The 26,319-nt window shown below is 72.9% G+C and carries 18 protein-coding genes; 4 read left to right on the plus strand and 14 right to left on the minus strand.

The features are described 5' to 3' along the window. Nucleotides 1-8: 8 nt before the first annotated feature. The gene (locus ACLQ29_RS14965) at nt 9-2,708 is read right to left on the minus strand and encodes a hypothetical protein (protein ID WP_425772171.1); all 2,700 of its coding nucleotides are present in this window, start codon (nt 2,706-2,708) and stop codon (nt 9-11) included. A 169-nt stretch (nt 2,709-2,877) separates the two neighbouring features. Between ACLQ29_RS14965 and ACLQ29_RS14970 the strand changes: the two genes are divergently transcribed. Then, nucleotides 2,878-4,413, plus strand: coding sequence for a M1 family metallopeptidase (locus tag ACLQ29_RS14970; RefSeq protein WP_425772172.1), 1,536 nt, complete (start codon nt 2,878-2,880; stop codon nt 4,411-4,413). Nucleotides 4,414-5,322: 909 nt separating this feature from the next. Here ACLQ29_RS14970 and ACLQ29_RS14975 read toward each other — a convergent pair. The 5 genes from ACLQ29_RS14975 to gltB form a co-directional block, all read right to left on the minus strand. Further along, a complete protein-coding gene (locus tag ACLQ29_RS14975) occupies nt 5,323-5,856 on the minus strand; it encodes a hypothetical protein (protein ID WP_425759853.1) in 534 nt (177 codons plus the stop codon). A 69-nt stretch (nt 5,857-5,925) separates the two neighbouring features. After that, nucleotides 5,926-7,311, minus strand: a complete 1,386-nt coding sequence (locus ACLQ29_RS14980; protein ID WP_425772173.1) for an MFS transporter — start codon at nt 7,309-7,311, stop codon at nt 5,926-5,928. Between the two features lie 197 nt (nt 7,312-7,508). Then, complete coding sequence (locus tag ACLQ29_RS14985) at nt 7,509-9,137, minus strand: peptidoglycan DD-metalloendopeptidase family protein (RefSeq protein ID WP_425772174.1); 1,629 nt, start codon at nt 9,135-9,137, stop codon at nt 7,509-7,511. A gap of 189 nt (nt 9,138-9,326) precedes the next feature. Further along, on the minus strand, nt 9,327-10,862 hold the full coding sequence (locus ACLQ29_RS14990) for a glutamate synthase subunit beta (RefSeq protein ID WP_425772175.1): 1,536 nt from the start codon (nt 10,860-10,862) through the stop codon (nt 9,327-9,329). Continuing rightward, nucleotides 10,855-15,540 (minus strand): glutamate synthase large subunit, encoded by a 4,686-nt coding sequence (gltB, locus tag ACLQ29_RS14995; protein WP_425772299.1) that lies wholly within the window; start codon nt 15,538-15,540, stop codon nt 10,855-10,857. The genes ACLQ29_RS14990 and gltB overlap by 8 nt, the downstream gene beginning before the upstream one ends. Before the next feature lie 166 nt (nt 15,541-15,706). Between gltB and ACLQ29_RS15000 the strand changes: the two genes are divergently transcribed. Next, nucleotides 15,707-16,552 carry a GNAT family N-acetyltransferase gene (locus ACLQ29_RS15000; protein WP_425772176.1) on the plus strand — a complete coding sequence of 282 codons (846 nt, stop codon included), beginning with the start codon at nt 15,707-15,709 and terminating at the stop codon, nt 16,550-16,552. Nucleotides 16,553-16,569: 17 nt separating this feature from the next. Here ACLQ29_RS15000 and ACLQ29_RS15005 read toward each other — a convergent pair whose 3' ends face one another. Together ACLQ29_RS15005 and lgt are read right to left on the minus strand one after the other, a co-directional pair. Beyond that, nucleotides 16,570-17,757, minus strand: a complete 1,188-nt coding sequence (locus ACLQ29_RS15005) for an FAD-dependent oxidoreductase (protein WP_425772177.1) — start codon at nt 17,755-17,757, stop codon at nt 16,570-16,572. Nucleotides 17,758-17,772: 15 nt separating this feature from the next. After that, nucleotides 17,773-18,945: a prolipoprotein diacylglyceryl transferase gene (lgt, locus tag ACLQ29_RS15010; protein WP_425772178.1), complete on the minus strand. Its 1,173-nt coding sequence runs from the start codon at nt 18,943-18,945 to the stop codon at nt 17,773-17,775. A gap of 101 nt (nt 18,946-19,046) precedes the next feature. Here lgt and ACLQ29_RS15015 point away from each other — a divergent pair, with 101 nt between their 5' ends. Further along, nucleotides 19,047-19,661: an NUDIX hydrolase gene (locus tag ACLQ29_RS15015; protein WP_425772179.1), complete on the plus strand. Its 615-nt coding sequence runs from the start codon at nt 19,047-19,049 to the stop codon at nt 19,659-19,661. 140 nt (nt 19,662-19,801) lie between these two features. Here the strand turns inward: ACLQ29_RS15015 and trpA are convergent, their stop codons facing one another. The 3 genes from trpA to trpC are packed head-to-tail and all read right to left on the minus strand — an operon-like array spanning nt 19,802 to nt 22,684. After that, a complete protein-coding gene (trpA, locus tag ACLQ29_RS15020; protein WP_393363261.1) occupies nt 19,802-20,605 on the minus strand; it encodes a tryptophan synthase subunit alpha in 804 nt (267 codons plus the stop codon). A gap of 1 nt (nt 20,606) precedes the next feature. Beyond that, entirely contained in the window at nt 20,607-21,845 is a 1,239-nt protein-coding gene (gene trpB / locus ACLQ29_RS15025; RefSeq protein ID WP_393363264.1) for a tryptophan synthase subunit beta, read from the minus strand. A gap of 35 nt (nt 21,846-21,880) precedes the next feature. Continuing rightward, nucleotides 21,881-22,684, minus strand: coding sequence for an indole-3-glycerol phosphate synthase TrpC (gene trpC / locus ACLQ29_RS15030; protein ID WP_334631255.1), 804 nt, complete (start codon nt 22,682-22,684; stop codon nt 21,881-21,883). A 488-nt stretch (nt 22,685-23,172) separates the two neighbouring features. On the opposite strand from trpC, the gene ACLQ29_RS15035 reads away from it, so the two are divergent. Beyond that, on the plus strand, nt 23,173-23,442 hold the full coding sequence (locus tag ACLQ29_RS15035; protein WP_393363266.1) for a hypothetical protein: 270 nt from the start codon (nt 23,173-23,175) through the stop codon (nt 23,440-23,442). Between the two features lie 19 nt (nt 23,443-23,461). Here the strand turns inward: ACLQ29_RS15035 and ACLQ29_RS15040 are convergent, their stop codons facing one another. The 3 genes from ACLQ29_RS15040 to hisI all read right to left on the minus strand — a co-directional run bounded on the left by ACLQ29_RS15040 (nt 23,462) and on the right by hisI (nt 26,211). Continuing rightward, on the minus strand, nt 23,462-24,052 hold the full coding sequence (locus tag ACLQ29_RS15040; protein ID WP_425772180.1) for a Trp biosynthesis-associated membrane protein: 591 nt from the start codon (nt 24,050-24,052) through the stop codon (nt 23,462-23,464). Nucleotides 24,053-24,167: 115 nt separating this feature from the next. Further along, nucleotides 24,168-25,721 carry an anthranilate synthase component I gene (locus tag ACLQ29_RS15045; protein ID WP_425772181.1) on the minus strand — a complete coding sequence of 518 codons (1,554 nt, stop codon included), beginning with the start codon at nt 25,719-25,721 and terminating at the stop codon, nt 24,168-24,170. 58 nt (nt 25,722-25,779) lie between these two features. Next, complete coding sequence (gene hisI / locus ACLQ29_RS15050) at nt 25,780-26,211, minus strand: phosphoribosyl-AMP cyclohydrolase (protein WP_393364502.1); 432 nt, start codon at nt 26,209-26,211, stop codon at nt 25,780-25,782. Between the last annotated feature and the right edge of the window lie 108 nt (nt 26,212-26,319).

A 26,319-nucleotide genomic window follows, 5' to 3' on the forward strand; every position in this document is an offset into this window, starting at 1 on the left:
CGGACGTGTTACACCGGACCGCACGCCGCCGGGGTGGACGCGTCGGCCACCCCGCAGCGGAACACCTCCACGGGCGCCGTCACCACGTCGGGCACCCGCTCCACCCGCATCAGGGCCAGCCGCTTGTCGACCGGCTCACCCGAGTCGGGGGTGAACCGGATCAGCCCGGCGACCCCCGGATAGCCCTGGCCGGCGTTCTGCCGGAGCACCTCGGCGTGCACGCCCACCGGGTTGACCGAGGTCGGCTCCCAGCGTTGCCGGGGATCGCCGTGGTGCAGCCGGGCGGCGAGGCTCTCCACCGCCCGGACCATCATCATCGACGCGTCGTAGGCGAGGCTGACCCGCTCGCCGACCTGTTCCTCCTCGGCGCCCGGCCGGCAGCGCGGCAGGTCGAGCAGGTCGTCGGCCTGGATCCAGGACAGGAAGCTGGCCCGGGCGTCGTCGCGCCGGTCCTGGGCGGCCCGCAGCGCCGCGCAGGTGGCCAGGGCCGCCTTGGAGACGTACGTGACGGGCAGGTTCCCGGGCGCGGCGGCGCGCAGCCCCGGGTTGGCCATGTACCGGTTGGCCGAGTCGTCGGCCACGAGGTGGCGGGGCGGGTTGCCGCCGCACTCGCGCAGCGCCCGCAGGAAACCGTCGAACTCCGACCATCGGCCCGCGTAGAAGAGCAACCCGGCGTAGCCGCACTCGTCGGTCAGCCGCTGCCCGGTGCGCCACTCGTCGAGGCGGGTGATCCGGGGGCCGAACTGTTGTCGGAGCCCGTCGACGAGGGTGCCCACGTAGAGGTCCTCGGTGAGCGTGCTGCCCTCGAGTGTGGTGTAGAAGACGTGCGCCTCGTTGACCTTCAGCACCTGCTGGGCGTACGCGTCGACAAGCTTCACCTGGTCCTTGTTCGGTGCGGAGATCTGGAGGTAGAGGCGGGAGTTGGCGTCCATCTTGTCGGCGGAGAGGGTGGGCGCCAGCACCGGCAGCCCGACCTGGTTCAGTTCGCGCAGCGCGCGGGCGGTGCTGGTGCGGCTCTCCACCAGCCCCACCACCCCGAGCACCGTGGGGTCGTCCCGGGCCAGCTCGGCCAGCATCGCCACGGCCCGGTCGGCGTAGATCATTTGGTGGCCACCGTTGGCCACCACGATCCGCAGCAGCGCGGCGCCGTCGGCGCCGGCCGACTCCTTCAGCAACGCGTACTGGGCGGTGGCCATCCCTTCGAGCTCCTCGCGCTCGGAGACGTACGACTCCTCGTCCGCGCGGGTCCGGTTGCCGGTGAGCGTGCCCAGGTAGACGAGGGTGAGGAAGGGCCGTCGTCGGTCGCTGCGCTGCCAGACCTCCTCGGCGGCGCGGTTCTGCGCGAAGATGCGCTCTTGAACGGTGCGCAGCCGGTCCTGGCCGGGGTCGTTGTTGAACACCTGCGCCGCGCTGTCGCTGTAGCCGACACACTCGCCTTCGCCGACCACCTCGACCGAGACCCGGCCGCCGGTGAGCGAGGGGTGGCAGCCCGGCCCCCACCGGCTGCCCACCCACACACCACCCGCGGCGAGCAGCACCAGGCAGAGCGCGGCCGGCAGGAAGCGCCGCGACCACCAGGGCGGGTCGGGCGCGGAGAAGGGGCGCACCCCGGCACGGGAGGGTGGGCCGGTGTCGGTGTCGTCGGGGCGCAGCGCCACGAGCCAGGCGGCCGGGCGGCGCAGGCGGCGCATCTCCGGCAACGCCTCGGCCCACTCGTCGAACGCCTCGTCGGCCTCGGTCAACGGGTGCGGTTCGGGCAGCTCCGGTGGGGGTTGCCCGCCGGAGGCGACGATCAGCAGCGGGTCGTTGCGGCCGGTCTCGGTGCGGACGTCGCCGATCAGGCGGACCAACTCGCCGCCGACGTTGCCGGGAGCGACGTGATCGAGCAGCAGCGCCGGGTACGCGGTGCGCCGCCAGTCCGACGGGCGCCACGGCCGACGCCGGTACGCCTGCCGCAGGTCCTCCAGGAACGCGTGCAGCAGCAGCTTGTTGACCTGGTCAGGTTGCTCGCCGTCGCGCCAGCCGGCGGTGAGGCGCTCGGCGAAACCGAGGAATGTGACCGACTGCCGGGGCGCCAGGTACTGCTGGCGCATGAACCAGTTGTAGTGCCGCCCGAGCACCGGCACCCGGCCGGAGACGGCGGCCCGGAAGACCACGCTCGGCACGGCGCGGCGGACCAGCCAGAGCACCACCTGCGAGGCGATGCTCACCGCGTCACCACCGGAGGGCGGCGCCTCGGAGGTACGCGTCCCCCGGCGATCCCGCAGCCGGCGTACCAGGGCCGCCCGGCTGTCGTCGGCGTCGGTGCCGAAACTGAGGCTCTGGTGCATCAGCCAGTCGGCGAGCGGATAGTGCCGGAAGCGCAGCCGCGCGGCGCCGAACGCCTCCAGGGAGAGCTGCCGGTGCAGTTCGCGCAGCAACGCCGGCACGTCCCCGGCCCCCGGGGGCGCGTCGGCGTCCAGCACGGCGTGCGGCACCCGCCGCCGGGGCCCCTGGCCGAGGAACCGGCGCAGCGGCGCCATCAGATCCGAGGTGTCGGCGCGGACCAGCCAGAGCAGCGGCAGTCGCCGGTCACCGCGGCGGGGTCGTCGCAGCAGCCGTGCGAGCAGCGCGAAGAACTCCAGCCCGCCGGCCGGTAGCCGGTCCCGCCCACCGGGCGGCTGTCGCTGGCCGATCAACTCGCGCCTGGGCACCTCGGATCGCCGCACGCGTCACCTCCGATCCACACAGTGTGACCTTGCGCCGCAAGGCACGCCAGCGACCGGCGGCCGACCGTCCACCGGGGACGCCGACGACAGGCCGGGCGTATTGGGCCGCGACGTTCACCGTTGTCGATTAGGTTTGCGTGGCGAACACCCGATGGAGGGAGTCCACCCCGTGCGACGAATGTTCACGGCGGCCACCGCCGCCCTGACCCTCACCACCGCCGGCACAATGCTCGCCGGCACGCCCGGCCAGGCCGCCCCGACTGGGTGGGGGCGACCCGTCGTCACCGCCGCGCCGCAACCCGGCGCACCCGGCCTGGGCGACACCTATTTCCCCGACTACGGCAACGGCGGCTACGACGTCGAGCACTACGACGTCCGTCTGCGGTACGACCCAGCGTCCGACCAGATCAGTGGCACCACCACGATCATCGCCACCGCCACGCAGGATCTCTCGGCGTTCAACCTGGACTTCCTGCTCGACGTCGAGTCGGTGCGGGTCAACGGGTGGGCGGCGACCACCACCACCGCGGGTGCACACGAGCTGGTGGTCACCCCGGCCCGCACGGTGACCCGGGGCCAGCAGCTCACCATCGTGGTGCGCTACTCCGGCATCCCGTCGGAGACCCTGGTCGGCGGCTACACCGGCTGGACCCGTACCGACGACGGGGCCCTCGCCGTCAACGAGCCCGAGTCGGCGTGGTGGTGGTTCCCGAGCAACGACCACCCACTGGACAAGGCCACCTTCGACATCTCGGTGTCGGTGCCCACCGGCGTCGAGGTGATCAGCAACGGCGTGCAGCCGAGGCCGCCGGCGGCCGAGGCCGGCAACCGCACCAGGTGGATCTGGCGAACCACCTCCCCCACCGCCCCCTACCTGGCCTTCATGGCCATCGGGCAGTACGACATCGTCACCGACACCACCCCCGGCGGCCAGCCGGTGGTCAACGCGTACAGCACCTCGCTGGGTGCGCTCGGGCCGGCCGCACGGGCCAGCATCGAGCGGACCGCCGAGATCGTCGACTGGGAGAGCGGGATCTTCGGCCCGTACCCGTTCGAGGCGCAGGGCGGCGTGGCCGGCCCGGTCGACGGCATCGGCTTCGCGCTGGAGACGCAGACCCGACCGGTGTACGGGCCGGGCTTCTGGCGACGCGGCGCCAACACGTACGTGGTGGCGCACGAGCTCGCCCACCAGTGGTTCGGTGACTCGGTCTCGGTGGTCGAGTGGCGCAACATCTGGCTCAACGAGGGCTTCGCCTCGTACGCCGAGTGGCTCTGGTCCGAGGAGCAGGGCGAGGGCACCGCGCAGGAGGTGTTCGACTTCGCCTACGCCAGCTACCCGGCTGATGACGAGTTCTGGCAGGTGCTGCCCGGTGACCCGGGCGCGGACCGGATCTTCGACGACGCCGTCTACGACCGGGGCGCGATGACCCTGCACCAGCTACGGCTGGCCGTCGGCGACGACGCGTTCTTCGAGATCCTGCCGGCATGGACCGCCGAGCACCGGTACGGCAACGGCACCATCGAGCAATTCCAGGCACTCGCCGAACAGATCTCCGGGCTGGACCTGGACGACCTGTTCACCACCTGGCTGTTCACCGCCGGCCGACCCGACGTGGCCACCGCAGCCCGCAAGGCCACGGCCGCGCCGACCGAACCGAAGTCCTGGGCCAAGATCCGCGAGTCCCACGACATGCTGCCCCACTAAGGCCTGTTTCATCAGGGCGGTCGAGCCGAGGTGGAGTCCGGGCGGCGATCCGGCAAGGCGCGGTTTCGGTCGGATACCGGTGTTGTATCCGACCGAAACCGCGCCGGTCGTCGTCCGGGCCCGCCGCAGGCCGGCCAGTTCTTATGAACAGGCCTTAGGAGTCGCTGCCGACCGGAAGCGCCCGCCGCCACGTCGGAGGGCGCTTCCGGCCGCCCGACGGACTGCCCCCGGCGCGTTTCCGGCCGCCCGACGGACTGCCCCCGACGCGCTTCCGGCCGCCCGACGGACTGCCCCGACGCCCTGCCTCCCTTGGCGCGCTCCCGGTGCCCCACCGCTCCGGCGTTTGGCCGCCCTGCCGAAGCGCTGCCCCCGAAACCCGGCAGGCCCGACCACTTTGGTGCTTGCCTGTAGAGCTGCCCCAGCAATGGGGCAACCGGCCAACGGGCCCACCGGGCAACCGGCCAACGGGCCCACCGGCCCACCGGGCAACCGGCCCACCGGGCAACCGGCCCACCGGGCAACCGGCCCACCGGGCAACCGGCAACCGGCAACCGGCAACCGGCAACCGGCCACCAGCCCACCGGGCAACCAGCCCACCGGGCAACCGGCCACCGGCCACCCAGGCACCCGGCCACCCAGGCAACCGGCCACCCAGGCAACCGGCCACCCAGGCAACCGGGCAACCGGGCAACCGGGCAACCGGCAACCGGCCACCGGCCACCGGCCACCGGCCACCGGCCACCGGCCACCGGCCACCGGCCACCGGGCAACCAGGCACCGGGCCCACCGGCCACCCAGGCAACCAGAGCCATGACAACGGGCAAACCGGGCTGGGCCCGAACGTCGCTGCCCCATATCTGGGGCAGCTCTACAGGTACCGCAGGGGTATTGCTCACCCCGCCCGACCAGCTAGCTGACGACGCCCGTTCGGGGAACGGCGGGGGCAGTTGGCGCATCCGCCGTGCTTGCCTCGATGGCGCGGATGTGGCGGTAGGCGAACCAGAGCGGCGGGAACGCCCCGACCGCGAAGGACAGGTCGATGAGCGTCCAGAACCAGGGGATGTCCCGGATCGGGCCGCAGATCAACGCCAGGGGGACGATGCCCGCGCAGGCGATCATGCCGACCTGCACGACCCACACATTGCGCACCGGGTCACGCAGCGGCCCCCAGAACGCCACCGCCAGCACCAGGTGGGCGAAGGCCAACCAGTCGGTGCCGTAGAGCAGGAACGGGTAGTCCTCGCCGGCCGTCACCAGCCCGGTGTGCACGCGCTCGATCCAGTCGACCAGGGCGGGCAGTTGGCCGGCCAGCGGGTCCAGTACGCGCAGCAGCCAGCGCACCTCGATCTCCAGCGGAAAAGCGGTGGCACCACTCAGGAAAAGCCCGATCAGCACGATCCACAACCAACGGCGGGTCCACCGTAGGCGCTCCTCGATGTCCATGATCGCAGCGTAACGACGATCTTCGTGTCGTCAGGTCCCGCGAGCCGGCACCCCGGGGTGACAGCCGTCTCAGCGACGCGCCGCGGGTCCGGCGGTGGCCAACACCCCGAGGCGGGTCGCGCCCAACCCCGCGCCGGCGGGCGCGATGACGCAGACCGCCCCGGCGGGCCGGACGAGGCGGGCGGCCCGGAACGCCACTCGCCGTACCGGATGACGGGGGCGTGGCGCGACAAGCGCGAGGGCCGCGCGGGCGTGCTGGCGGTCCAGGGCGACGGCCGCCACCACCGTTGCGATCGCGGCGGCGGATCCGGCGAGCACGAGCGTCTGGCGCGGCCCGGCGTGTTCGGCGAGCCAGCCGAGCAGCGGAGCGCCGATCGCTGCCGAGACCGAGCCGGTGACCGCCAGCGCGGCGAGCACCCGGCCCCGCATCGCGCCGTCGGTGTCGAGTTGGGCGCGGGTGCCGACGGTGGTGTCGATGACCACCGCGGCGGCGGCGATCGGCAGGATCATCGCGGCGAAGCTCCAGGTTCCCGGTGCCAGGCCGGCGACAATCTGCAGCCCGCTGGCGAACAGACCCGCGGCGACCAGGGTCCGGTAGTCCAGGGACCGTCGGCGGGCCGCGACGAGCGCGCCCACCACGGTCCCGACCGCGAACACTGTCGACAGGACGCCGTAGCCGGACGCGCCGGCGTGCAGTGGCCCGTCGCTCATCGCGGCCATCGTCACCTGGTAGTTGCGGCCCAGGCTGCCCAGCACGAACGACAGGGCGAGCGCGAGCAGCAGCACCGGCTGCCCGCGCAGGTACGCGAAACCGGCGCGGACACCGTCGTGGGCCCGGCCGCCGCTCGGCGCCGTCACCATCGGCGGGGTGCCCGGACGTACCGCGAACAGCGCCACCACCACGGCGGCGAAGCTCGCCGCGTTGATGCCGAACAGCAGGGCTGGTCCGACGGCGGCCACCACGACGGCACCGAGGCTCATACCGAGGATGCGCCCGGCGGAGTTGGTGAGCGACCCGAGCGCCAGGGCGTTGCCGAGCGTCTCCCGGTCGACGAGGGTGGCGGCCCAGCGGCCCATCACCGGGCCCTCGATGGCCGAGACGGCACCGGTGCCCAGCGAGATCGCGAAGATCAGCGGCAGGCCGCCAACCCCGGTCAGGGCGACCGCCGCCAGGCCGGCGGCGAGCGCCGCGTGGGCGACCTGGGCGGCGATCAGCAGCGGGCGGGCGGGCAGGCGGTCGGCCAACACGCCGCCCCAGAGGCTGAGCAGCAGTGTGGGCGCCGCCTGGAGCAGCACGGCGAAGCCCATGGACGTCGCGGAGCCGGTTTCCTTCAGGACGTACCAGTTGACCCCGAGGACCTGCATCCAGGTGCCGATGACCGAGACGAATCCGGCGAGCGCCCAGATCCGGTAGTTGCGGTGGCGCAGCGCGGCGAAGGTGGCACCTCTGGCCACGACGAACCTCCAGCGATCGGCAGCATGATCATTCATGCCGATCGCAGTGCGGTTCGGCAGCCGGCAAGTCTTGCCGACTTAAACCTCTTTGCCCACATTTGTGAGCGGCTTCACGACGAACAACTCCATCCGGCAATCCGGCCGGCCGTCGAATCAAGGCTTCGACGGCCGGCCGGGTTGGAACAGGACGACACCAGCTAGCTGAGGCTGGCCCAGTCACTCCAGGGGCCGTTGACAGACGTCTGCCAGATCGAGTAGAGGGCATTGTTGCCACCGATGACGAAGGCCTGCAGACGACCGTCGCGATTGGACCCGAGAACCAGGTCTCCGCTGAGGTCGGTGCCGCCGCGACTGAGCCAGTCCGCCCACGGGCCGTTCGGGCTGGTCTGCCACTTGTGATAGAGCTTGCCGTTACCCCCCACCGCGAACAGCTCGAGCCGGCCGTCCGCCGACGAACCCACCACCGGCGTCTTCAGCTCGCTGCCACCCATCTTCAGCCAGTCCGACCACGGGCCGTTCGCGCTGCTCTGCCACATCGAGTAGAGCGCGCCGTCGCCACCGATCACGAAGACCTGCGAGCGGCCGTCCGCGTTGCGCCCGATCGTCAGCTCGTTCGTCAGGTTGGTCCCGCCGCGACTGAGCCAGTCCGCCCACGGGCCGTTCGGGCTGGTCTGCCACTTGTGGTAAAGCTTGCCGTCACCGCCCACCGCGAACAGCTCCAGCCGGCCGTCCGCCGACGAACCCACCACCGGCGCCTGCAGCTCGCTGCCACCCATGCTCATCCAGTCCGACCACGGGCCGTTCAGGCTGCTCTGCCACATCGAGTAGATTGCGCCGTTTCCGCCGACCACGAAGACCTGCAGACGACCGTCCGCATTGCGCCCGATGGACATTTCGCTGGTCAGGTCCGTGCCGCCCCGGCTGAGCCAAGCCGACCAGGATCCGTTGGGCGTGGTCTGCCACTTGTGATAGAGCTTGCCGTCGCCGCCGATGGCGAACATCTCCAGCCGACCGTCGCTGGACGGTGCGACGACGGGGGCTCTCAGCTCGGTGCCGCCGAGACTGATCCACGGGGTGAACGGACCGTTCACGCTGGTCTGCCAGGTGCTCTTCACCGCGCCGCCGTCGCGGACCGCGAAGGCTTGCAGCCGGCCGTCAGCGTTGGGCGCCACGGCAAGCCGGTCCACCGGCCGCACCTGGGTCTCGCCGCAGTTCGCGCTCTGCCGTTTGACCGTGTATACGGCGTTGTCATGGGTGATGCCGGAGGGCACCCCGTTGAACCACGACTCGATCTTCGCGCCGTCGCGCACCTGCTCGAAATGCAGGTGGGGTCCGCTGGAATCGCCGGTGCTACCGACCTTGCCGAGCTGCTGCCCGATCGTCACACGCTGCCCGACGGACACCATGGGTCGCTCCAGCATGTGCAGGTAGAGCGTCTGCCAGCCGTCACCGTGGTCGATCTTGACGTAGTAGCCGCCACCGGTCCCCCTCGGACCTTGGGGGTTGGACGGCGTGCGGTCGCCCAGGGTGCCGCTGATACCCGACCGTTCCACCCGGCCCCCGTAGGCGGCCAGGATCGGACGACCCCAGTCGTTTCCGGCGGTCGACGTCAGATCGATGTCATAGTCGTCATGGCCCACGTACGTGCTGAGGTTCCACGTCTCGCCGCAGGTGACGGGTAGTTGGAAGAACGGTCGGGGACCGGCTGCCTGAGCGCCGGCGGCACCGAGGCTCGCGCCGGTCAGCACCACAAGACCGATGGCTGCCGCCGCGGAGGCGCGCGCGGTGAAGCCTCGTACGAGATTAGCTAACAACAGTTCCCCCATGGGATCGACGAAGCCCGGTTGGGCATGGGGAGACGATGCCAGGAGGCTCAGGGAGAAAAGCTTGACGATTACTTGAAGGCGCTAAGTGTCAGCCGGCGCGGGAAGGCGGATCGCCCGGTGGACCGCGTCCAGCGGTTGGTGGTCAGGCGAAAGACCGCACGGCCTCTCGCCTGACCACCAGCGGTTGGATCAGGACACGGCCAGGGGCCGGGCGTCGGCGCGCACCGGGGCCGGCAGCGCACCGACACCGCCCAGATAGCCGTGGATGGCGGCGGCCGCCGCCCGCCCCTCGGCGATGGCCCAGACGATCAGCGACGCGCCCCGGTGCATGTCACCGGCCACGAACACCCCGTCGGCGTCGGTCTGCCAGTCGTCCCGGGCGTCGACGGCGCCCCGGGGATTGCGGGTCACGCCGAACTGGGCCAGCAACGGCTGCTGCTCGGTGCCCTCGAAGCCGATCGCCAGCAGCACCAGATCGGCCGGCAGCTCCCGCTCGGAGCCCGGCACCACGGTGACGACCCGCCGGCCGTCGCGCTTCTCCACGGTCACCTCGGCGATCCGCACCGCCCGCACCTGGCCGGTGCCGTCGTCCACGAACTCCTGCACCGCGACGGCGAAGACCCGCTCGCCACCCTCCTCGTGCGCCGGGTAGCTGCGCAGGACCCACGGCCAGGTCGGCCACGGATCCCGTGCCTCGTCCCGCCCCTGCGGCGGCTGCGGGTACAGGTCGAGCTGGTGCACTCCGGCGGCCCCCTGCCGGTGCGCCACACCGAGACAGTCGGCCGCGGTGTCACCGCCACCGATGATCACCACGTGCTTGCCCGCCGCGTCGATCGGGGTGCCGTCCGGCAGCAGCGCACGCGCCGGCCGGCCCTCGCCGGTGGCCGGGACGCCGGGCTCGCCGCTGGCCCCGGTGGCGACCGCGCGATTCGCCGCGACCAGGTGCGCCATGGCCTGGTGTACGCCCCGCAGCACCCGCCCCGGGGTCTCCGGGGTGTCCCGGCCCTGCAACGCGCCGCAGGCCAACAGCACCGCGTCATGCTCGGCGCGCAACTGCTCGGCGGTGACGTCCACCCCGACGTTCACCCCGGTGCGGAAGCGCACCCCCTCGGCGGTGAGTTGGGCCAGCCGGGCGTCGATGTGCCGCTTCTCCAACTTGAAGTCGGGGATGCCGTACCGGAGCAGGCCGCCTATCGCGTCGTCGCGTTCGTACACCGTCACCGCGTGACCGGCGCGGGCCAGTTGCTGGGCGGCGGCCAGGCCGGCGGGCCCGGAGCCGACGACGGCGACCGACCGACCGGACGGCGCCGGCACCGGGCGAGGGGTGAACCCGCGCGCCGCGGCGGCGTCGGCGATCTCCACCTCGACCTGCTTGATGGTCACCGGCTGGCCGCCGGAGATGCCGAGCACGCACGCCGCCTCGCAGGGCGCCGGGCAGAGCCGACCGGTGAACTCCGGGAAGTTGTTGGTGGCGTGCAGCGACTCCACCGCGGCGTCCCAGTTGCCGGTGCGGACCAGGTCGTTCCAGTCCGGGATGCGGTTGCCCAGGGGGCAGCCGTCGTGGCAGAACGGGATGCCGCAGTCCATGCAGCGGGTGGCCTGCTCACGGACCAGTGCCTCGCCGGCCGGCGGGTACACCTCGCGCCAGTCGCTGATCCGCACCGACACCGGGCGGCGGGCCGGCAGACGCCTGTCGTAGCGCAGGAAACCGTTCGGGTCAGGCACGTGCCACCTCCTGGGCCGCCACCCGCGGGGCGGGCGGCACCGGCGCGGCGGACGGCACGCTGAGCGCGCTCATCACCGCGTCATCGACGTCGCGGCCGGCGGCTTCGGCGGCCTTCATGATCTCCAGCACCCGGCGGTAGTCGCGGGGCACCACGGCGGTGAACTCGGCCACCGCCTCCGGCCAACGCTTGAGCAGCTCCTCGGCGACCGCCGACCCGGTCTCGGCCACGTGCCGCTGGACCAGCTCGTGCAGGAGCGACTGCTCCTGCTCGCCCAGCGGCGCCAGGTCGACAAGCTCCCCGTTGACCCGCGAACGATCCAGGTGGTGCACGTACGCCGTGCCGCCGGACATGCCGGCCGCGAAGTTGCGGCCGGTCGCGCCGAGCACCACGACCGTGCCACCGGTCATGTACTCGCAGCCGTGGTCACCGACGCCCTCGACCACGGCGACCGCGCCGGAGTTGCGGACCGCGAACCGCTCCCCCACCCGACCGCGCAGGAAGACCTCACCCGCCGTGGCCCCGTACAGGATGGTGTTGCCGGCGATGATCTGGTCCTCGGCCCGCTGCCCCGGCGCGGCGTCCGGGTCGAGGAACGGCGCGGCGGCGTCCGGACGGACGATGAGCCGGCCCCCGGAGAGGCCCTTGCCCACGTAGTCGTTGGCGTCGCCGTGCAGGCGCAGGGTCACCCCGCGCGGCAGGAACGCGCCGAACGACTGCCCGGCCGTGCCGTGCAGCACGAACTCGATGGTGTCCTCGGGCAGGCCGGCACCGCCGAAACGACGGGTCACCTCACCGCCGAGCATCGCGCCGACGCTGCGGTGCTCGTTGCGCACCGCCACCTCGACCCGCACCGGCGCGCCCTCCGACAGCGCCGGACGGGCCAATGCGATCAGCTCGTTGTCCAACGCCTGGTCCAGGCCGTGGTCCTGGGCGCGGATCCCACGCCGGGCCGCGCCGGCGGGCAGCTCCGGCAGGTGCAGGACCGGCGTCAGGTCCAACCCGTGCGCCTTCCAGTGCGTCAGCGCCGGGGCCACGTCGAGCAGCTCGGACTGCCCGATCGCCTCCTCGATGGACCGGAAACCCAGCTCGGCCAGGTAGCCCCGGACCTCCTCGGCGAGGAACAGGAAGAAGTTCTCCACGAACTCCGGCTTGCCGGTGAAACGCTCCCGCAGCACCGGATTCTGGGTGGCGATGCCGACCGGGCAGGTGTCCAGGTGGCAGACCCGCATCATCACGCAGCCCTCGACGATCAGCGGCGCGGTCGCGAAGCCGAACTCCTCCGCGCCGAGCAGCGCCGCGATCAGCACGTCCCGGCCGGTCTTGAGCTGGCCGTCGACCTGCACGGTGACCCGGTCGCGCAGCTTGTTGAGCAGCAGCGTCTGCTGCGCCTCGGCCAGGCCCAGCTCCCACGGGGTGCCGGCGTGCTTGAGCGAGTTCATCGGCGACGCGCCCGTGCCGCCGTCGTGGCCGGAGATCAGGATGACGTCCGCCTTGAGCTTCGCCACCCCGGCGGCGACCGTGCCGACGCCGACCTCGCTGACCAGCTTGACGTGCACCCGGGCAGCCGGGTTGACGCATTTCAGGTCGTGCACGAGTTGGGCGAGGTCCTCGATGGAGTAGATGTCGTGGTGCGGCGGCGGGGAGATCAGACCGACGCCCGGGGTCGCGTGCCGGGTACGGGCGATCCACGGCCAGACCTTGTTGCCGGGCAGCTGACCGCCCTCGCCGGGCTTGGCGCCCTGGGCCATCTTGATCTGGAGGTCGTCCGCGTTGACCAGGTATTCGCTCGTCACACCGAACCGACCGCTGGCGATCTGCTTGACCGCCGAGCGGCGCCGCGGGTCGTGCAGCCGGTCGACGTCCTCGCCGCCCTCACCGGTGTTGGACTTGCCGCCGAGACGGTTCATCGCGATGGCCAGCGTCTCGTGGGCCTCCGCCGAGATCGACCCGTACGACATGGCGCCGGTGGCGAAGCGCTTGACGATCTCGGTGGCCGGCTCGACCTCCTCGATCGGCACCGCCGGGCGCAGCCCGGTGCGCAGGGTGAACAACCCCCGCAGCGACCCGGCCTGCGCGGCGAGCGCGTCGACCTTCGCGGTGTACTGCCGGAAGACGTCGTACTGCCGGCTGCGGGTGGCGTGCTGCAACAGGAAGACCGTCTCGGGGTTGAACAGGTGCAGCTCACCCTCGCGGCGCCACTGGTACTCGCCGCCGACCTCCAGTCGGGCGGATGCTGCGGTGCCGGCCGGGGGCCAGGCCAGCGCGTGCCGGGCGGCCACCTCGGTGTGCACGCCGGCCAGGCCGACCCCACCGATCCGGCTGGGTGTGCCCCGGAAATAGCGGTCGACCAGCCGGGTGTCCAGGCCGACCGCCTCGAAGACCTGCGCGCCGCAGTACGACGAGACAGTCGAGATGCCCATCTTCGACATGATCTTCAGGACGCCCTTGCCGAGCGCCTTGGCGTAGTTGCGTACCGCCGCGGCGGGCTCCACACCGGCCAGCGCGCCGGTGTGGATCATGTCCTCGACCGACTCGAACGCCAGGTACGGGTTGACCGCCGCCGCGCCGTAGCCGATCAGGACCGCGGCGTGGTGCACCTCCCGGCAGTCGCCGGACTCCACGATCAGCGCCGCCTGGGTGCGGGTCTGCTCCCGCACCAGGTGCTGGTGCACGGCGGCGGTGAGCAGCAACGACGGGATCGGCGCCAGGTCGGCGTTGGAGTCCCGGTCGGAGAGCACCAGGATGCGGACGCCGTCCTCGATCGCCTCGGAGACGTGCCGGCAGATCTCGGTCAGCCGCGCCCTGATCCCGGCGGCGCCCTCCCGGATGCGGTACAGGCCGGACACCCGGACCGCCTTGAAGCCGGGCAGGTCGCCGTCCTCGTCGATGGAGAGGATCTTGGCCAGCTCGTCGTTGTCGATCACCGGGTGCGGCAGCACGATCTGCCGACAGCTCGCCGCGCCCGGGTCGAGCAGGTTGCCCTCCGGCCCGATCGTCGACGCCAGGCTGGTCACCAACTCCTCGCGGATGGCGTCCAGTGGCGGGTTGGTGACCTGGGCGAAGAGCTGATGGAAGTAGTCGTAGAGCAGCCGCGGCCGGGTCGACAACGGCGAGATCGGGGTGTCCGTGCCCATCGAGCCGAGCGGCTCGGCGCCGGTGCGGGCCATCGGCGCGAGCAGGATCTTCAGCTCCTCCTCGGTGTAGCCGAAGGTCTGCTGCCGGCGGCGCACCGAGTCGTGCGTGTAGACGGTGTGCTCGCGGGCCGGCAGGTCACCCAGCTCGATCAGCCCGGCGTGCAGCCACTCGGCGTACGGCTGGGCGGCGGCCAACTCGGACTTGATCTCCTCGTCGTGCACGATCCGGCCCGCCACGGTGTCGACCAGGAACATCTTGCCCGGCTGGAGCCGCCCCTTCGCGACGACGTGCGCCGGGTCGAGGTCGAGCACGCCGGCCTCGGAGCCGAGCACCACCAGCCCGTCGTCGGTCTGCCACCAGCGCCCCGGGCGCAACCCGTTGCGGTCCAGCACCGCGCCGACGATCTCGCCGTCGGTGAAGGCGACCGACGCCGGACCGTCCCACGGCTCCATGAGGCTGGCGTGGAAGCGGTAGAAGGCACGCTTCGCCGGCTCCATCCCCGGGTCGTTCTCCCAGGCCTCGGGGATCATCATGAGCACCGCGTGCGGCAGGCTCCGCCCGGCCAGGTGCAGCAGCTCCAGGACCTCGTCGAAGTTCGCCGAGTCGGACGCGGCGGGGGTGCAGACCGGGAAGACCCGCCGGATGTTGCCCGGCACGTTCGGCGAGCGCAGAAGCGCCTCGCGGGCCTGCATCCAGTTGCGGTTGCCGCGGATCGTGTTGATCTCGCCGTTGTGGGCGATGAACCGGTACGGGTGCGCCAGCGGCCAGGACGGGAACGTGTTCGTGGAGAAGCGGGAGTGCACGAGCGCGATGGCGCTGTCCACCCGCTCGTCGCGCAGGTCCGGGTAGAACGCCGGCAACTGGTCGGGGGTGAGCATCCCCTTGTAGACGATCGTCCGGCTGGACAGCGACGGGAAGTATGCCGGCACGCCCCGCTCGGCGGTCTCCCGTTCGGCCTGCTTGCGCAGGCAGAACGCCACCCGGTCCAACTCGATGCCGCTCAGCGCGGAGCCGGCCGGGCCGGCGGGTGAGTCGGTGAGCCGACGCGCGGCCACGAAGACCTGCCGGACCCGGGGCATCGCCGCCAGGGCGGTCTCGCCGAGCCCCTCCGCGGCGATCGGCACATCCCGCCAGCCGAGCACCTCGGCACCCTCGACCAGCGCGTACTTCTCGACCACCTGGCGGGCACGGGCCTCGCCGGCGTCGTCGTCGGGCAGGAAGACCAGCCCGGTGGCGTATTCGCCCGCCGGGGGCAGCGCGACGCCGGCCGCCGCGCGCAGGAACGCGTCCGGGACCTGGATCATGATGCCCGCGCCGTCGCCGGTGTTGGGCTCCGCGCCCCGGGCGCCGCGATGGTCCAGGCGGCAGAGCGCGCCGAGCCCGTTGGCGACGACCGCGTGTGAACGGCGGCCGTGCAGGTCTGCCACGAAGGCCACCCCGCAGGCGTCGTGCTCCTGCCTGGGGTCGTAGAGGCCCTGGGCGGACGGGCGGGCGCCGGGCATCGGGGACGCCTGCGGGCTGTGCGGGTGCGGCTGTGTCATTTCCGCGTACGGCTGAGCCACCGGGCCTCCTGTCGTCACTCAGGTTGATCACATGATGGGGACGACGTCGGCCCGTGGGTCTATTGAGTCTACGTTAGGGCCAGGCGCGCACTGCCACCCGAGATTGATCACACCGTCCAAGGGTTGGGACGTGTAGTCTCGCGCGGTGGATCCGCTACACAAGGACATCTTCGACCGGTTGGAACGCTTCTACGACGCGGTGCCCCGCGACGTCGCCGCCGCGGAGGAGCATGGCGCTCTGGTGCTGTTCGTCCGCGAGGGTGCCGGCTGGCCGTTCTACGCCCGCCCCCGCATCGGCGCCACCGAGCCGCCGTCGCTGGCCGACGTGACCTCGGTACGCGAGCGGCAGCGCAAGCTGGGTCTGCCGGAAGCCTTCGAGTGGGTGCACGAGACGAATCCCGAGCTGCTGGCGGTGGCCCGCTCGGCGGGGCTGCAGGTGCTGGAGGCGCCGCTGATGGTGCTCGACCCGGCCGCGCTGCCCGACCCGGCGACCCTGTCCGACGTGGCGGTGCGGGTGCTGGCCGCGGACTCCCCCGGCCTCGCCGCCGACGTCGCGGCCCGGCGGGCGGTGGCAGCGGTGGCCTTCGCCGCCGCCGGCACCGCGCCCGGTGCGGCCGGCCCGGCCGAACGGGACGCCGCCGTCACCGAGTTGGAGGTGGCCGCGCTCGACGAGGAGCGGACCCGGATCGCCGACGGCCGACGGATCTCCGCGCTCGCCGGCACATCGACCGATGGTGCGCTGGCCAGCGGCATGGCCATGCGCGTGGGCGACGTCGCGGAGATCGCCGGCGTGGCCACGCTGCCGGCCGCCCGGCGACGCGGGCTGGGCGCCGCGCTCACCGCCACCCTCGCCCGGGAGTTGCACAGGGCCGGCACCGACCTGATCTTCCTGTCCGCGGGCAGCGACGACATCGCCCGGGTCTACCTGCGGGTCGGCTTCCGCCGCATCGGCACCGCCTGCATCGCCGAACCCGCAGCCCTCCTCGCCTGACCACTCCCGGGCCGGGGTCAGGCTGGGGGCCGCCACTGGGCGGCGGAGGCGGCGGCGCTGGAGAGCAGCCGGGAGTTGATCGTGCCGAGTGCGGCGTCCCGGGCGCGCAACGCCAACCGGCCCCGGGCCTGGAGCACGGCCGACATCCGCCGGGTCTGCCGGACCACGGTCGTGGCCCGGGGGCGACGCACCCGGTCGTACGCCTGCACCGCGTCGGGCAGTCGCGCCTCGCGCAGCAGTGAGGCGAGCGTGGCCGCGTCCTCGAACGCGAGGCAGGCGCCCTGCCCGAGGTGCGGCGGCATGGCGTGCGCCGCGTCGCCGAGCAGCACCACCCCGCCCGGCCCGACTCCGAAGCCGTAGGCACGCGGCAGCGGACGCAGCTCGCGGACCTCCTGCTGGACCAGGTCGGCCGGGTCGGTGGCGTCGAGTAGCGCGCCGATCGGGGCGGGCCAGCCCGCGTACCAGCGGCGCAGCAGGGCGAGCTGGGTCTCCGGCGGTTCCGGACGAGGGGCGCCGGCGGCGGTGGCCACCCAGTAGATCCCGCCCCGACTGGACCCACCGGAGGAGCCACGATCGCCCAACGACGCGGCCACGAACCGGTAACCGGCGCCGAGGATCTCACCGGCCAGCGGTTGGTCGTCGGGCAGCCGCGGCGCCTGGTACCAGGGGATGACGGCCCGCCAGGCGGCGCATCCGGAGCTGACCACCCGGGACTCGGGGGCGAGCTGGCGGCGGATCCCGCTGTCCGTGCCGTCGGCGGCGACCACCAGGTCGGCCTCGATGGTGTGCCGTCCGTCGCTGACCGCGGGCCGTTCCCCCGGCTCGACCCGGACGTGCCGCACGGTCACGCCGGTACGCAGCTCGACCCGCTCACCGAGGCCCGCGATCAGCGCGTCGTGCAGGTCCTCGCGGTGCACCACCACCGGCATCCGGTCGGCCGGGATGGGTCGAGGCTGCACGAGCCAGTGCCCGTCCGGGCGACGGACCCCGCCGTCGGACAGCGGGGTGGCGATGGCGGCCAGACCCGCGCCGAGGCCGAGGGCCTGCAACGCGCGGACGCCGTTGGGCCAGAGCACCACGGCGGTCGGCTCGGGGCGAACTCGCTCGGCGCGTTCCAGCACGGTGACCTGCCAGCCGGAGCGGGCCAGCGCACCGGCCACGGCGAGGCCACCGACCCCTGCGCCGACCACCACCGCGCTTCGCATCGGTGCCGCCTCCGCTCAGCTGTCCCGGTCGGCGGGCCGTACGCCCGCGGCGTCGGCCCGGTCGGCACGCGGAGCCGACGGATCGTCCACCGACTCGTCGTCGGTCGACGGGCCCTCGACGGATGCCGCGTCGCCGAGTGGCTCGTTGCCCAGGTTGGCGTCCCGCTCCGGCGGGATGACGCCGGTGTCCTGCCAGGCGGCGTACTGCTCCTCGCTGACCACCCGATATCCCTCCGGGGCGGCGGCCCGCGCGGGGGTCTCCCGCTCCGAGAGGTCGACCTGGGACAGGTCGGACGTGGGGGACGGGGTCGGCGTCGCCGCCGCGCCCAGCGGGATCAGGTAGTCCTGTGGGCCGCGCACCCGGACGAAGTAGATCAACGCGCCGAGGAAGACCAGGCCGGCGGTCCAGACGTTGAGCCGGACGCCCAGAATGTGGTTGGCCTCGTCGGTGCGCATCAGCTCGATCCAGAACCGGCCGACGGTGTAGCCCATCACGTAGAGCGCGAACGCCCGGCCGCGGCCCAGCTTCAGCCTGCGGTCCAGGAGGAGGACCAGGGCGACGACGCCGAGGTTCCACAGCGCCTCGTAGAGGAAGGTCGGCTGGTAGAGGCCCGGTTCGAGGATCGGCTGCCCGGCGTCGTCCCGCAGCGCGTGCCCCGGATTGTCCGGGTCCATCCGGTGAATCTGCAGGCCCCACGGCAGTGTGGTCCGGCCACCGAACAGCTCGTTGTTGAACCAGTTGCCGACCCGGCCGACCGCCTGGGCCAGCGCCAGCCCGGGCGCCACCGCGTCGGCCACCACGCCGAACGGGATGCCGAGCTGCCGGGCGGCGATATACACACCGACCGCGCCACCGGCGACGGCGCCCCAGATGCCCAGGCCGCCCTCCCAGATGGCGAACGCCTTCATCGGTTCACCGCCGGCGCCGAAGTATTTCTCCGGTGAGGTGACGACGTGGTAGATCCGGGCACCGATGATGCCGGTCGGCACCGCCCAGACGGCGATGTCGAGCACCGCGCCGGGCGCGACGCCGCGCTGCCGAAGCCGGCGCTCCGTCACCCAGCAGGCCAGCACGATGCCAGCGATGATGCAGAGCGCGTACGCCCGGATCGGCACCGGCCCGAGTTGCCAGACCGCGGTGCTGGGACTGGGCAGGGCCGCCTGGGGGGACAGCGAGGCGAGGGTCACGGGTGCACACGCTACCGCTGCACACCCCCGTGGCGGCACCCCGGGCACGGGAGCCCGCATCTCGGTGACTTCTGGTTTGCGCCGCCGTACGCTCTTTGTCCATGAGCGCGCTCACCTGGGCGGTCGCCGCGGTCGTCACCGACGACGTCGGCCGGGTGCTGCTCTGCCAGCAGGGCCGGGGCACGCGCCGCTACGCGTTGCCCGGCGGACGACTGCGTCCGGCCGAGAGCCCGGTGCGGGCGGCCCTACGGGACATTCGCGCGGAGACCGGTCGGGCCATCGAGCTGATCGACCTGATCGGCGTCTACCACCTGGCCGGCCCCTCGGGGGAAACGTCGGCCGGACGGGTCGGGCCATCGCCGGACGTACTCGTGCACGTTTTCCGGGCCCACGCCACCGACGGCCGCCCGCCGGCCGACCCACCGCCGGGTTGTCGGTTGTCCTGGCACTCCCCCGACGCGCTGCCCGAGACGGTCACCCCACTCACCCGTGCCGCCGTCGCCGACGCGACCGCCGGCCGCTCCGGCGTGCTCCGCGACGTCCTCCGGGTGCCCGGCGCCGTCGAGGCCGCCCCGCCAGCGGCTCGCCCACCCGAGGAGGGCGCAACGGCAACCAGCCCGGAGAGCCGGCCGGCGACAAGCCAGGACGGCCAGCCGGGAGCGGGGCAGCCACCTGAGCAACGCGGCGAGGCCAGGGACCCCTCCCGGCGCCACTGACACATCCGTCGACGACCGAGGCCCGGCGCGTGGTCGCGGAGCCCTCGCCGCCCGGCCGCATGGTTCGTCGGACGGGCGTCCCGCCAGGAGCGCCGAAGGACCAGCGCGGACGAGGTCGGCGGCGGATCAGGCGGGTGGCGTCAGCGGGTGGGGTTGCGGACGCCCTCGGCGAGTTCGGCGCTGAGGGCACGCAGGGCAGCCAGCCCCTCCGCCTCGGTGGGAGCGTCGAGCAGACACCGGATCAGCGCGCTGCCGACGATCACCCCGTCGGCGTAGCCGGCGACGGTGCCGGCCTGCGCGCCGGTGCCCACGCCGAGACCGACACCCACCGGCAGGTCGGTGACCTCGCGGACCCGGGAGACAAGCGTCGGTGCGGCGTCCGAGGTGCCCGTCCGGGCTCCGGTGACACCCATGACCGCTGTCGCGTAGACGAAACCGCGGCAGTGCCGCACGGTCATCGCCAGCCGCGCGTCGGTGGACGACGGGGAGACCAGGAACGTGCGGTCCAGTCCGTGCGCGTCCGAGGCGGCCAGCCACTCGGCCGCCTCGTCGGGAATGAGGTCGGGGGTGATCAGACCGGTGCCACCGGCGGCGGCGAGGTCACGGGCGAACACGTCCACGCCGTACCGCTCGACCGGGTTCCAGTAGGTCATGGTGACCACCGGAGCGCCGGTGGCCGCCACCGCCTCGATGATGCGCAGGGTGTCCCTGGTGCGTACGCCGCCGGCCAGCGCGATGTCGCTGGCCTTCTGGATCACCGGCCCGTCCATCACCGGGTCGGAGTAGGGGATCTCCACCTCGATGACGTCCACACCGGCTTCGACCATGGCGGTCATCGCGGCGATGCTGCCGTCGACGGTCGGGAACCCGGCCGGCATGCAGCCGACCAGCAGGGCCCGTCCGTCGGCGCGGGCCTTGTCGAAGGCCACCCCGATCCGGCTCATCTCACCGCTCCTTGTCGAGGATGCCGAAGTAGTCGCCGGCGGTGTGCACGTCCTTGTCACCCCGACCGGAGAGGTTGACCACGATGGTGGGTTCCCGACCCAGCTCGGCGGCGAGCTTCGGGGCCAGCGCGACGGTGCCGGCGAGCGCGTGGGCGCTCTCGATCGCCGGGATGATCCCCTCGGTGCGGCAGAGCAGCTCGAACGCGGCCATCGCCTCGGTGTCGGTGACCGGGAGGTAACGCGCCCGGCCGGTGTCGTGCAGCCAGGCGTGCTCGGGCCCGACGCCCGGGTAGTCCAGGCCGGCGGAGATCGAGTGCGACTCCAGCGTCTGCCCGTCGGCGTCCTGCAACACGTAGGTGCGCGTGCCGTGCAGGACACCGGCCGATCCGCCGGTGATGCTCGCCGCGTGCCGGCCGGTGGCCACGCCGTCGCCGCCAGCCTCGAAGCCGTACAGCCGCACGTCCTCGTCACCGACGAACGCGTGGAAGATGCCCAGGGCGTTGGAGCCGCCGCCGACGCAGGCGGTGACCGCGTCCGGCAGTGCGCCGGTCAGGTCGAGGCACTGCTGACGTGCCTCGTCGCCGATGCCCCGGACGAAGTCGCGGACCATCGCCGGGAACGGGTGCGGACCCGCTGCGGTGCCGATCAGGTAGTGCGTCTCGTCGACGTTCGCCACCCAGTCGCGCATCGCCTCGTTCATCGCGTCCTTGAGGGTGCGCGAGCCGTTGGTGACCGGAACGACTGTGGCGCCGAGCATCCGCATCCGGGCCACGTTGAGCGCCTGCCGCTCGGTGTCGACCTGGCCCATGTAGACCACGCACTCCAGGTCGAACAGGGCGGCGGCGGTCGCGGTGGCCACGCCGTGCTGGCCGGCACCGGTCTCGGCGATCACCCGGGTCTTGCCCATCCGCTTGGTGAGCAACGCCTGGCCGAGCACGTTGCGCACCTTGTGCGCGCCGGTGTGGTTGAGGTCCTCGCGCTTGAGCAACACCCGCGCGCCGAGCTTCGCGGAGAATCGCCGGGCCTCGTAGAGCAGCGACGGCGTGCCCGCGTAGTCCCGCAGCAGCGCGCCGAACTCCGCCTGGAAGGACTCGTCCGCCATCGCCGTGCGCCACGCCCCGTCCAGCTCGTCGAGCGCGGCCACCAGGGCCTCGGGAACGAACCGGCCGCCGAAGCGGCCGAAGTGGCCGGCGGAGTCGGGCTGCGGGCCGGCCACCGGGGCCAGCGCGTCGGCGCTCATCGGAAATCCTCTCGGTCGGGGCGTCCGGTGCGAGGTCAGCGCACCGGCCGTGGCGTTGCCGGATGGTTGCCCGCGTTGACCAGCTCGGCGACCGCTTCGCGAGGGCTCTTCTGGGTGACCAGGCCCTCGCCCACGAGGACCGCGTCAGCACCCGCGGAGGCGTACCGGATGAGGTCGTGCGGACCACGAACGCCGGATTCGGCGATCTTGACGACGCTGCTGGGCAGGCCCGGCGCGATCCGCTCGAACACCGACCTGTCGACCTCCAGGGTACGCAGGTCACGGGCGTTGACCCCGATCACCTGAGCGCCCGCCTCCAGCGCGCGGTCGGCCTCTTCCTCGTCGTGCACCTCGACAAGCGCGGTCATGCCCAGCGACTCGATCCGCTCCAGCAGACCCATCAGCACGTTCTGCTCGAGCGCGGCGACGATCAGCAGCACCAGGTCGGCGCCGTGCGCACGCGCCTCGTGGATCTGGTAGCTGGAGACCACGAAGTCCTTGCGCAGCACCGGCACGGTGACCGCCGCACGGACGGCCGCCAGGTCGTCGAGCGAACCGCCGAACCAGCGCCCCTCGGTCAGCACACTTATCGCCCGCGCCCCACCGGCCGCGTAGTCGACCGCCAGATCGGCCGGATCGGCGATCTCGGCCAGCCGCCCCTTGGACGGCGACGAGCGCTTCACCTCGGCGATCACGGCCACGCCGGGCTTACGCAGCGCCGCGTAAGCGTCCAGCGGCGGCGGCGCGGCCGCTGCCAGTTCACGGATCCGCTCCAGCGGAACCTGCTCCTGGCGTCGGGCGACGTCCTCACGCACGCCGGCCAGAATCTCATCGAGCACGCTTACGGACGCTGCCTGACCGGCCTCGTCCCCCTCCGCGTGCGCATGCTCAGCAGTCACCAACGGACTCCCCTCTCCGGGCGTCATGGGCCGATGCTAGGGGCAGCCGACCGACACCGAATGCCGGGGGTATGGCGCTGCTCACGAAAAGGGCTCCGGCATAATGGCCGACTTGCCGTGAACGGTATGTCACGCAGCGCCACCTCCCGTATCGACAATCGTCACGCGGTATGGAGCATTGGCGGCCGTGGTCCGACCGTGCCGTCGCATCGATCATGCCACCAGTTCCGGACCGGCGCCCGACGACAACGGCGTCGATCGATGTTGTGAGCAAGCTCAAGGCCGAACGGACGGCCCCTGGTCACGGCCGAGGCGAGACAGTTGACCGGGCGGTCACGACGGCGAAACGTCAGCCGGCCAGCATCGTCCTCGGGCAGACTCGATGACGTGCCTGCCCCGACCATCGCCACTCCTCGTGCGAGGTGACCATGAGCATGTCCGAGCCGCAAGCAACCATCGGCCTGACGACCATCTCGCGGACGGTGGCGTCGCTCGCCGTCGGGGTGGTGCACAGCGTGGAACGCGCCGTGGTGGGCGAGGGTCGGATGCGCACGGCGCGGGGCAACGCCTGGGAGGCGGTCTGCGCCGACCGGGCCCGCGCCGACCAACGTGCCGAACTGAACCGCCTGGTGGCCGAGCTGACCGCCGCCCGCGCCGCCACGTCACGACCGCGGCGGGACCGTCAGCCCGTCGGCTGACACCCACCGGCCGTCGCCGTCAGTCGGCCGTCGGGTCCTCACCCCGATCCAGCGCGTCCCACGCCTCGGTGGTCCGCCGCCCGGCCATCGGCGCGGGCGACTCCGGCGTGCCGGTCGACGCCGGCGCGGCCTGCGGCGCGGTCCGGGCCGGCCGCTCGTACCGGGCGCCCATCGCCGGCCAGCCGCCACCGCGCGCGGCCGTCCAGAAACCGCCCGCGGCGGCCAGCAGGCCGCCGAGCAGGCAGAGCACCGGCCACTGCCGGTTCACCGAGCCGTCGACGTCGACAGCCAGCCCGTACCCACCGCCGGCCGCCACGGCCAGCGCGAGCACACCGAGCAGCGCGCCGAGCACCTGCCGGAGCCGGCCCCGGGTGGCCAGCACCGCGCCACCACCGGCCAACGTCACCAGGGCCAACGCCGGCAGCCAGGGCAGCAGCCCGGCCCCGCTGCGGGTGTCGCGTACCGGCGGCAACGGCGCCGGGCGCACGGTCAGCTCGACCGACCAGGTCCGCGTCGCGGCCCACAGCGCCAGGGCCGCGCCGACCAGGCAGAGGAGCACGGCGTACGCCAACTCACGCCGGCCCACGGCGGACCGCTCGCCACCCCTCACCGGTCTGGCCTCTCGTTCGCGACTGCGGGGCTCCGCCGCGCCGCACTCCTCGCGCTCACCGGTGCCGGCCTCTCGTTCGCGACTGCGGGGCTCCGCTGCGCCGCACTCCTCGCACTCACCGGGCCGGCCGCAACGTCTCGGCGGCGGCGATCGCCGCCAGCACGGCGGCGGCCTTGTTCCGCGTCTCCTGGTCCTCGGCGGCCGGGTCCGAGTCGGCCACCACCCCGGCGCCGGCCTGCACGTAGGCGCGGCCGTCGCGGATCAGCGCGGTCCGGATGGCGATCGCCATGTCCAGGTCGCCGCCGAAGCCGAAGTAACCCACCGTGCCGCCATAGAGGCCGCGGCGGACCGGCTCCAACTCCTCGATGATCTCCATGGCCCGGACCTTCGGCGCGCCGGAGAGGGTCCCGGCCGGGAAGGTCGCGGCGAGCGCGTCGAACGCGCTCTGGTCGTCACGCAACGTGCCGGTGACGGTGGAGACGATGTGCATGACGTGGCTGTACCGCTCGATGGTGGCGAACTCGGGCACCTCCACGCTGCCGGGCTGACACACCCGGCCCAGGTCGTTGCGGCCGAGGTCGACGAGCATCACGTGCTCGGCCCGCTCCTTGGGATCGGCGAGCAGCTCCGCGGCGAGCACGGCGTCGGCGGCGGGGGTGCCGCCGCGCGGCCGGGTGCCGGCGATCGGGTGCAGCAACGCGCGACGCCGCCCGCTCGCGCCGCCGGTGACCTTCAGGTGCGCCTCCGGGGACGAGCCGACGATGTCGAACCCGTCGAAGCGCAGCAGGTACATGTACGGGCTGGGGTTGCTGGTGCGCAGCACCCGGTAGACGTCCAGCGGGTCGGCGTGCGTCGACCGCTCGAAGCGCTGGGACAGCACGATCTGGAAGCACTCGCCGGCCCGGATCGCCTCCTTGGCGGCCTCCACCGCCTTCGGGTAGCCGCCGTCGGGCGTACGGCAGAGCACCTCCCCGGCCGGCGGACGCTCGACCGTGGAGATCATCGGTGGGATGGGCCGGGACAGCGCCGTGGTCATCGCGTCCAGCCGGCCCACCGCGTGGTGGTACGCGGCGGCGACCTGCGGGGCGCGGTCCGGGGCGTCCAACGGCGGCAGCACCGCGTTGGCGACCAGGATCGCCGAGCCGTCGTAGTGGTCGAGCACCACCAGGTCGGTGGCGAGCATCATGCCCAACTCGGGCACGCCCAGGTCGTCCTCGGTCAGCTCGGGCAGCCGCTCGAAGCGGCGAACCAGGTCGTAGCCGAGGTAACCGACCATGCCCCCGGTCAGCGGCGGCAGATCGTCGGACGGGTCGCCGACCGGGCCGGCGAGCGCCGCCACCGTCTCCCGCAGCACCCGCACCGGGTCACCCTCGGTGGGCAACCCCGCCGGCGGCTGGCCGAGCCAGGTCGCCACGCCGTCCCGCTCGACGAGCGTGGCGCTGCTGCGGACTCCGATGAACGAGTATCGCGACCAGGCCAGGCCCGCCGAGCCGACCCCCTGCTCGGCCGATTCCAGCAGGAACGTGCCGGGCCCACCGGCCAGCTTCCGGTAGACCCCGACCGGCGTCTCCGCGTCGGCCAGGAGCCGCCGGGTCACCGGCACCACCCGCCAGTCGGCGGCCAACTCGGTGAAGGTGCCCAGGTCGGGGCTGACGGTGCCGTCGGTCATGGCTGGGTCTGCCTTTCGTTCGCGGCTGCGGGGCTGCGCCGGGCCGCGCTGGGCGCGCTCACCGGGCCTCCGGGGCGGTGACGGGCAACTCGGTGAAGAAGCAGGTCCGGTGTCCGGTGTGGCAGGCCGCGCCGACCTGGTCCACGCTGACAAGGAGCGCGTCTCCGTCGCAGTCCAGCGCGACCGAGCGGACGTACTGGTGGTGCCCGGAGGTGGCCCCCTTGACCCAGTATTCGCGGCGGCTGCGCGACCAGTAGGTGGCCCGGCCGGTGGTGAGGGTGCGGTGCAGCGCCTCGTCGTCCATCCACGCGACCATCAGCACCTCGCCGGTGTCGTGCGCGCGGACCACCGCGGCGACCAGACCGTCGGCGGTGCGGCGCAGCCGGGCCGCGATGGCCGCGTCGAGTCGGGACGGGCGGGCCGACCCGGATGCCATCGGGTCGCTCGGTGCGCTGGGGACGCCGGTCGCCGGCGAGTCAGGTACGGACACAGTGTCCAAGTGTCCCGCACGTGGCGCGGGCACCGGCGACCGCTCCCGGTGCGGCGGCGGCGCGGGCACGTCGGGCCGGGCCAGCTGGGCCACGTACCGATCCAGCCG

The organism is Micromonospora sp. DT228, from assembly GCF_049841595.1.
Taxonomy (GTDB): domain Bacteria; phylum Actinomycetota; class Actinomycetes; order Mycobacteriales; family Micromonosporaceae; genus Micromonospora.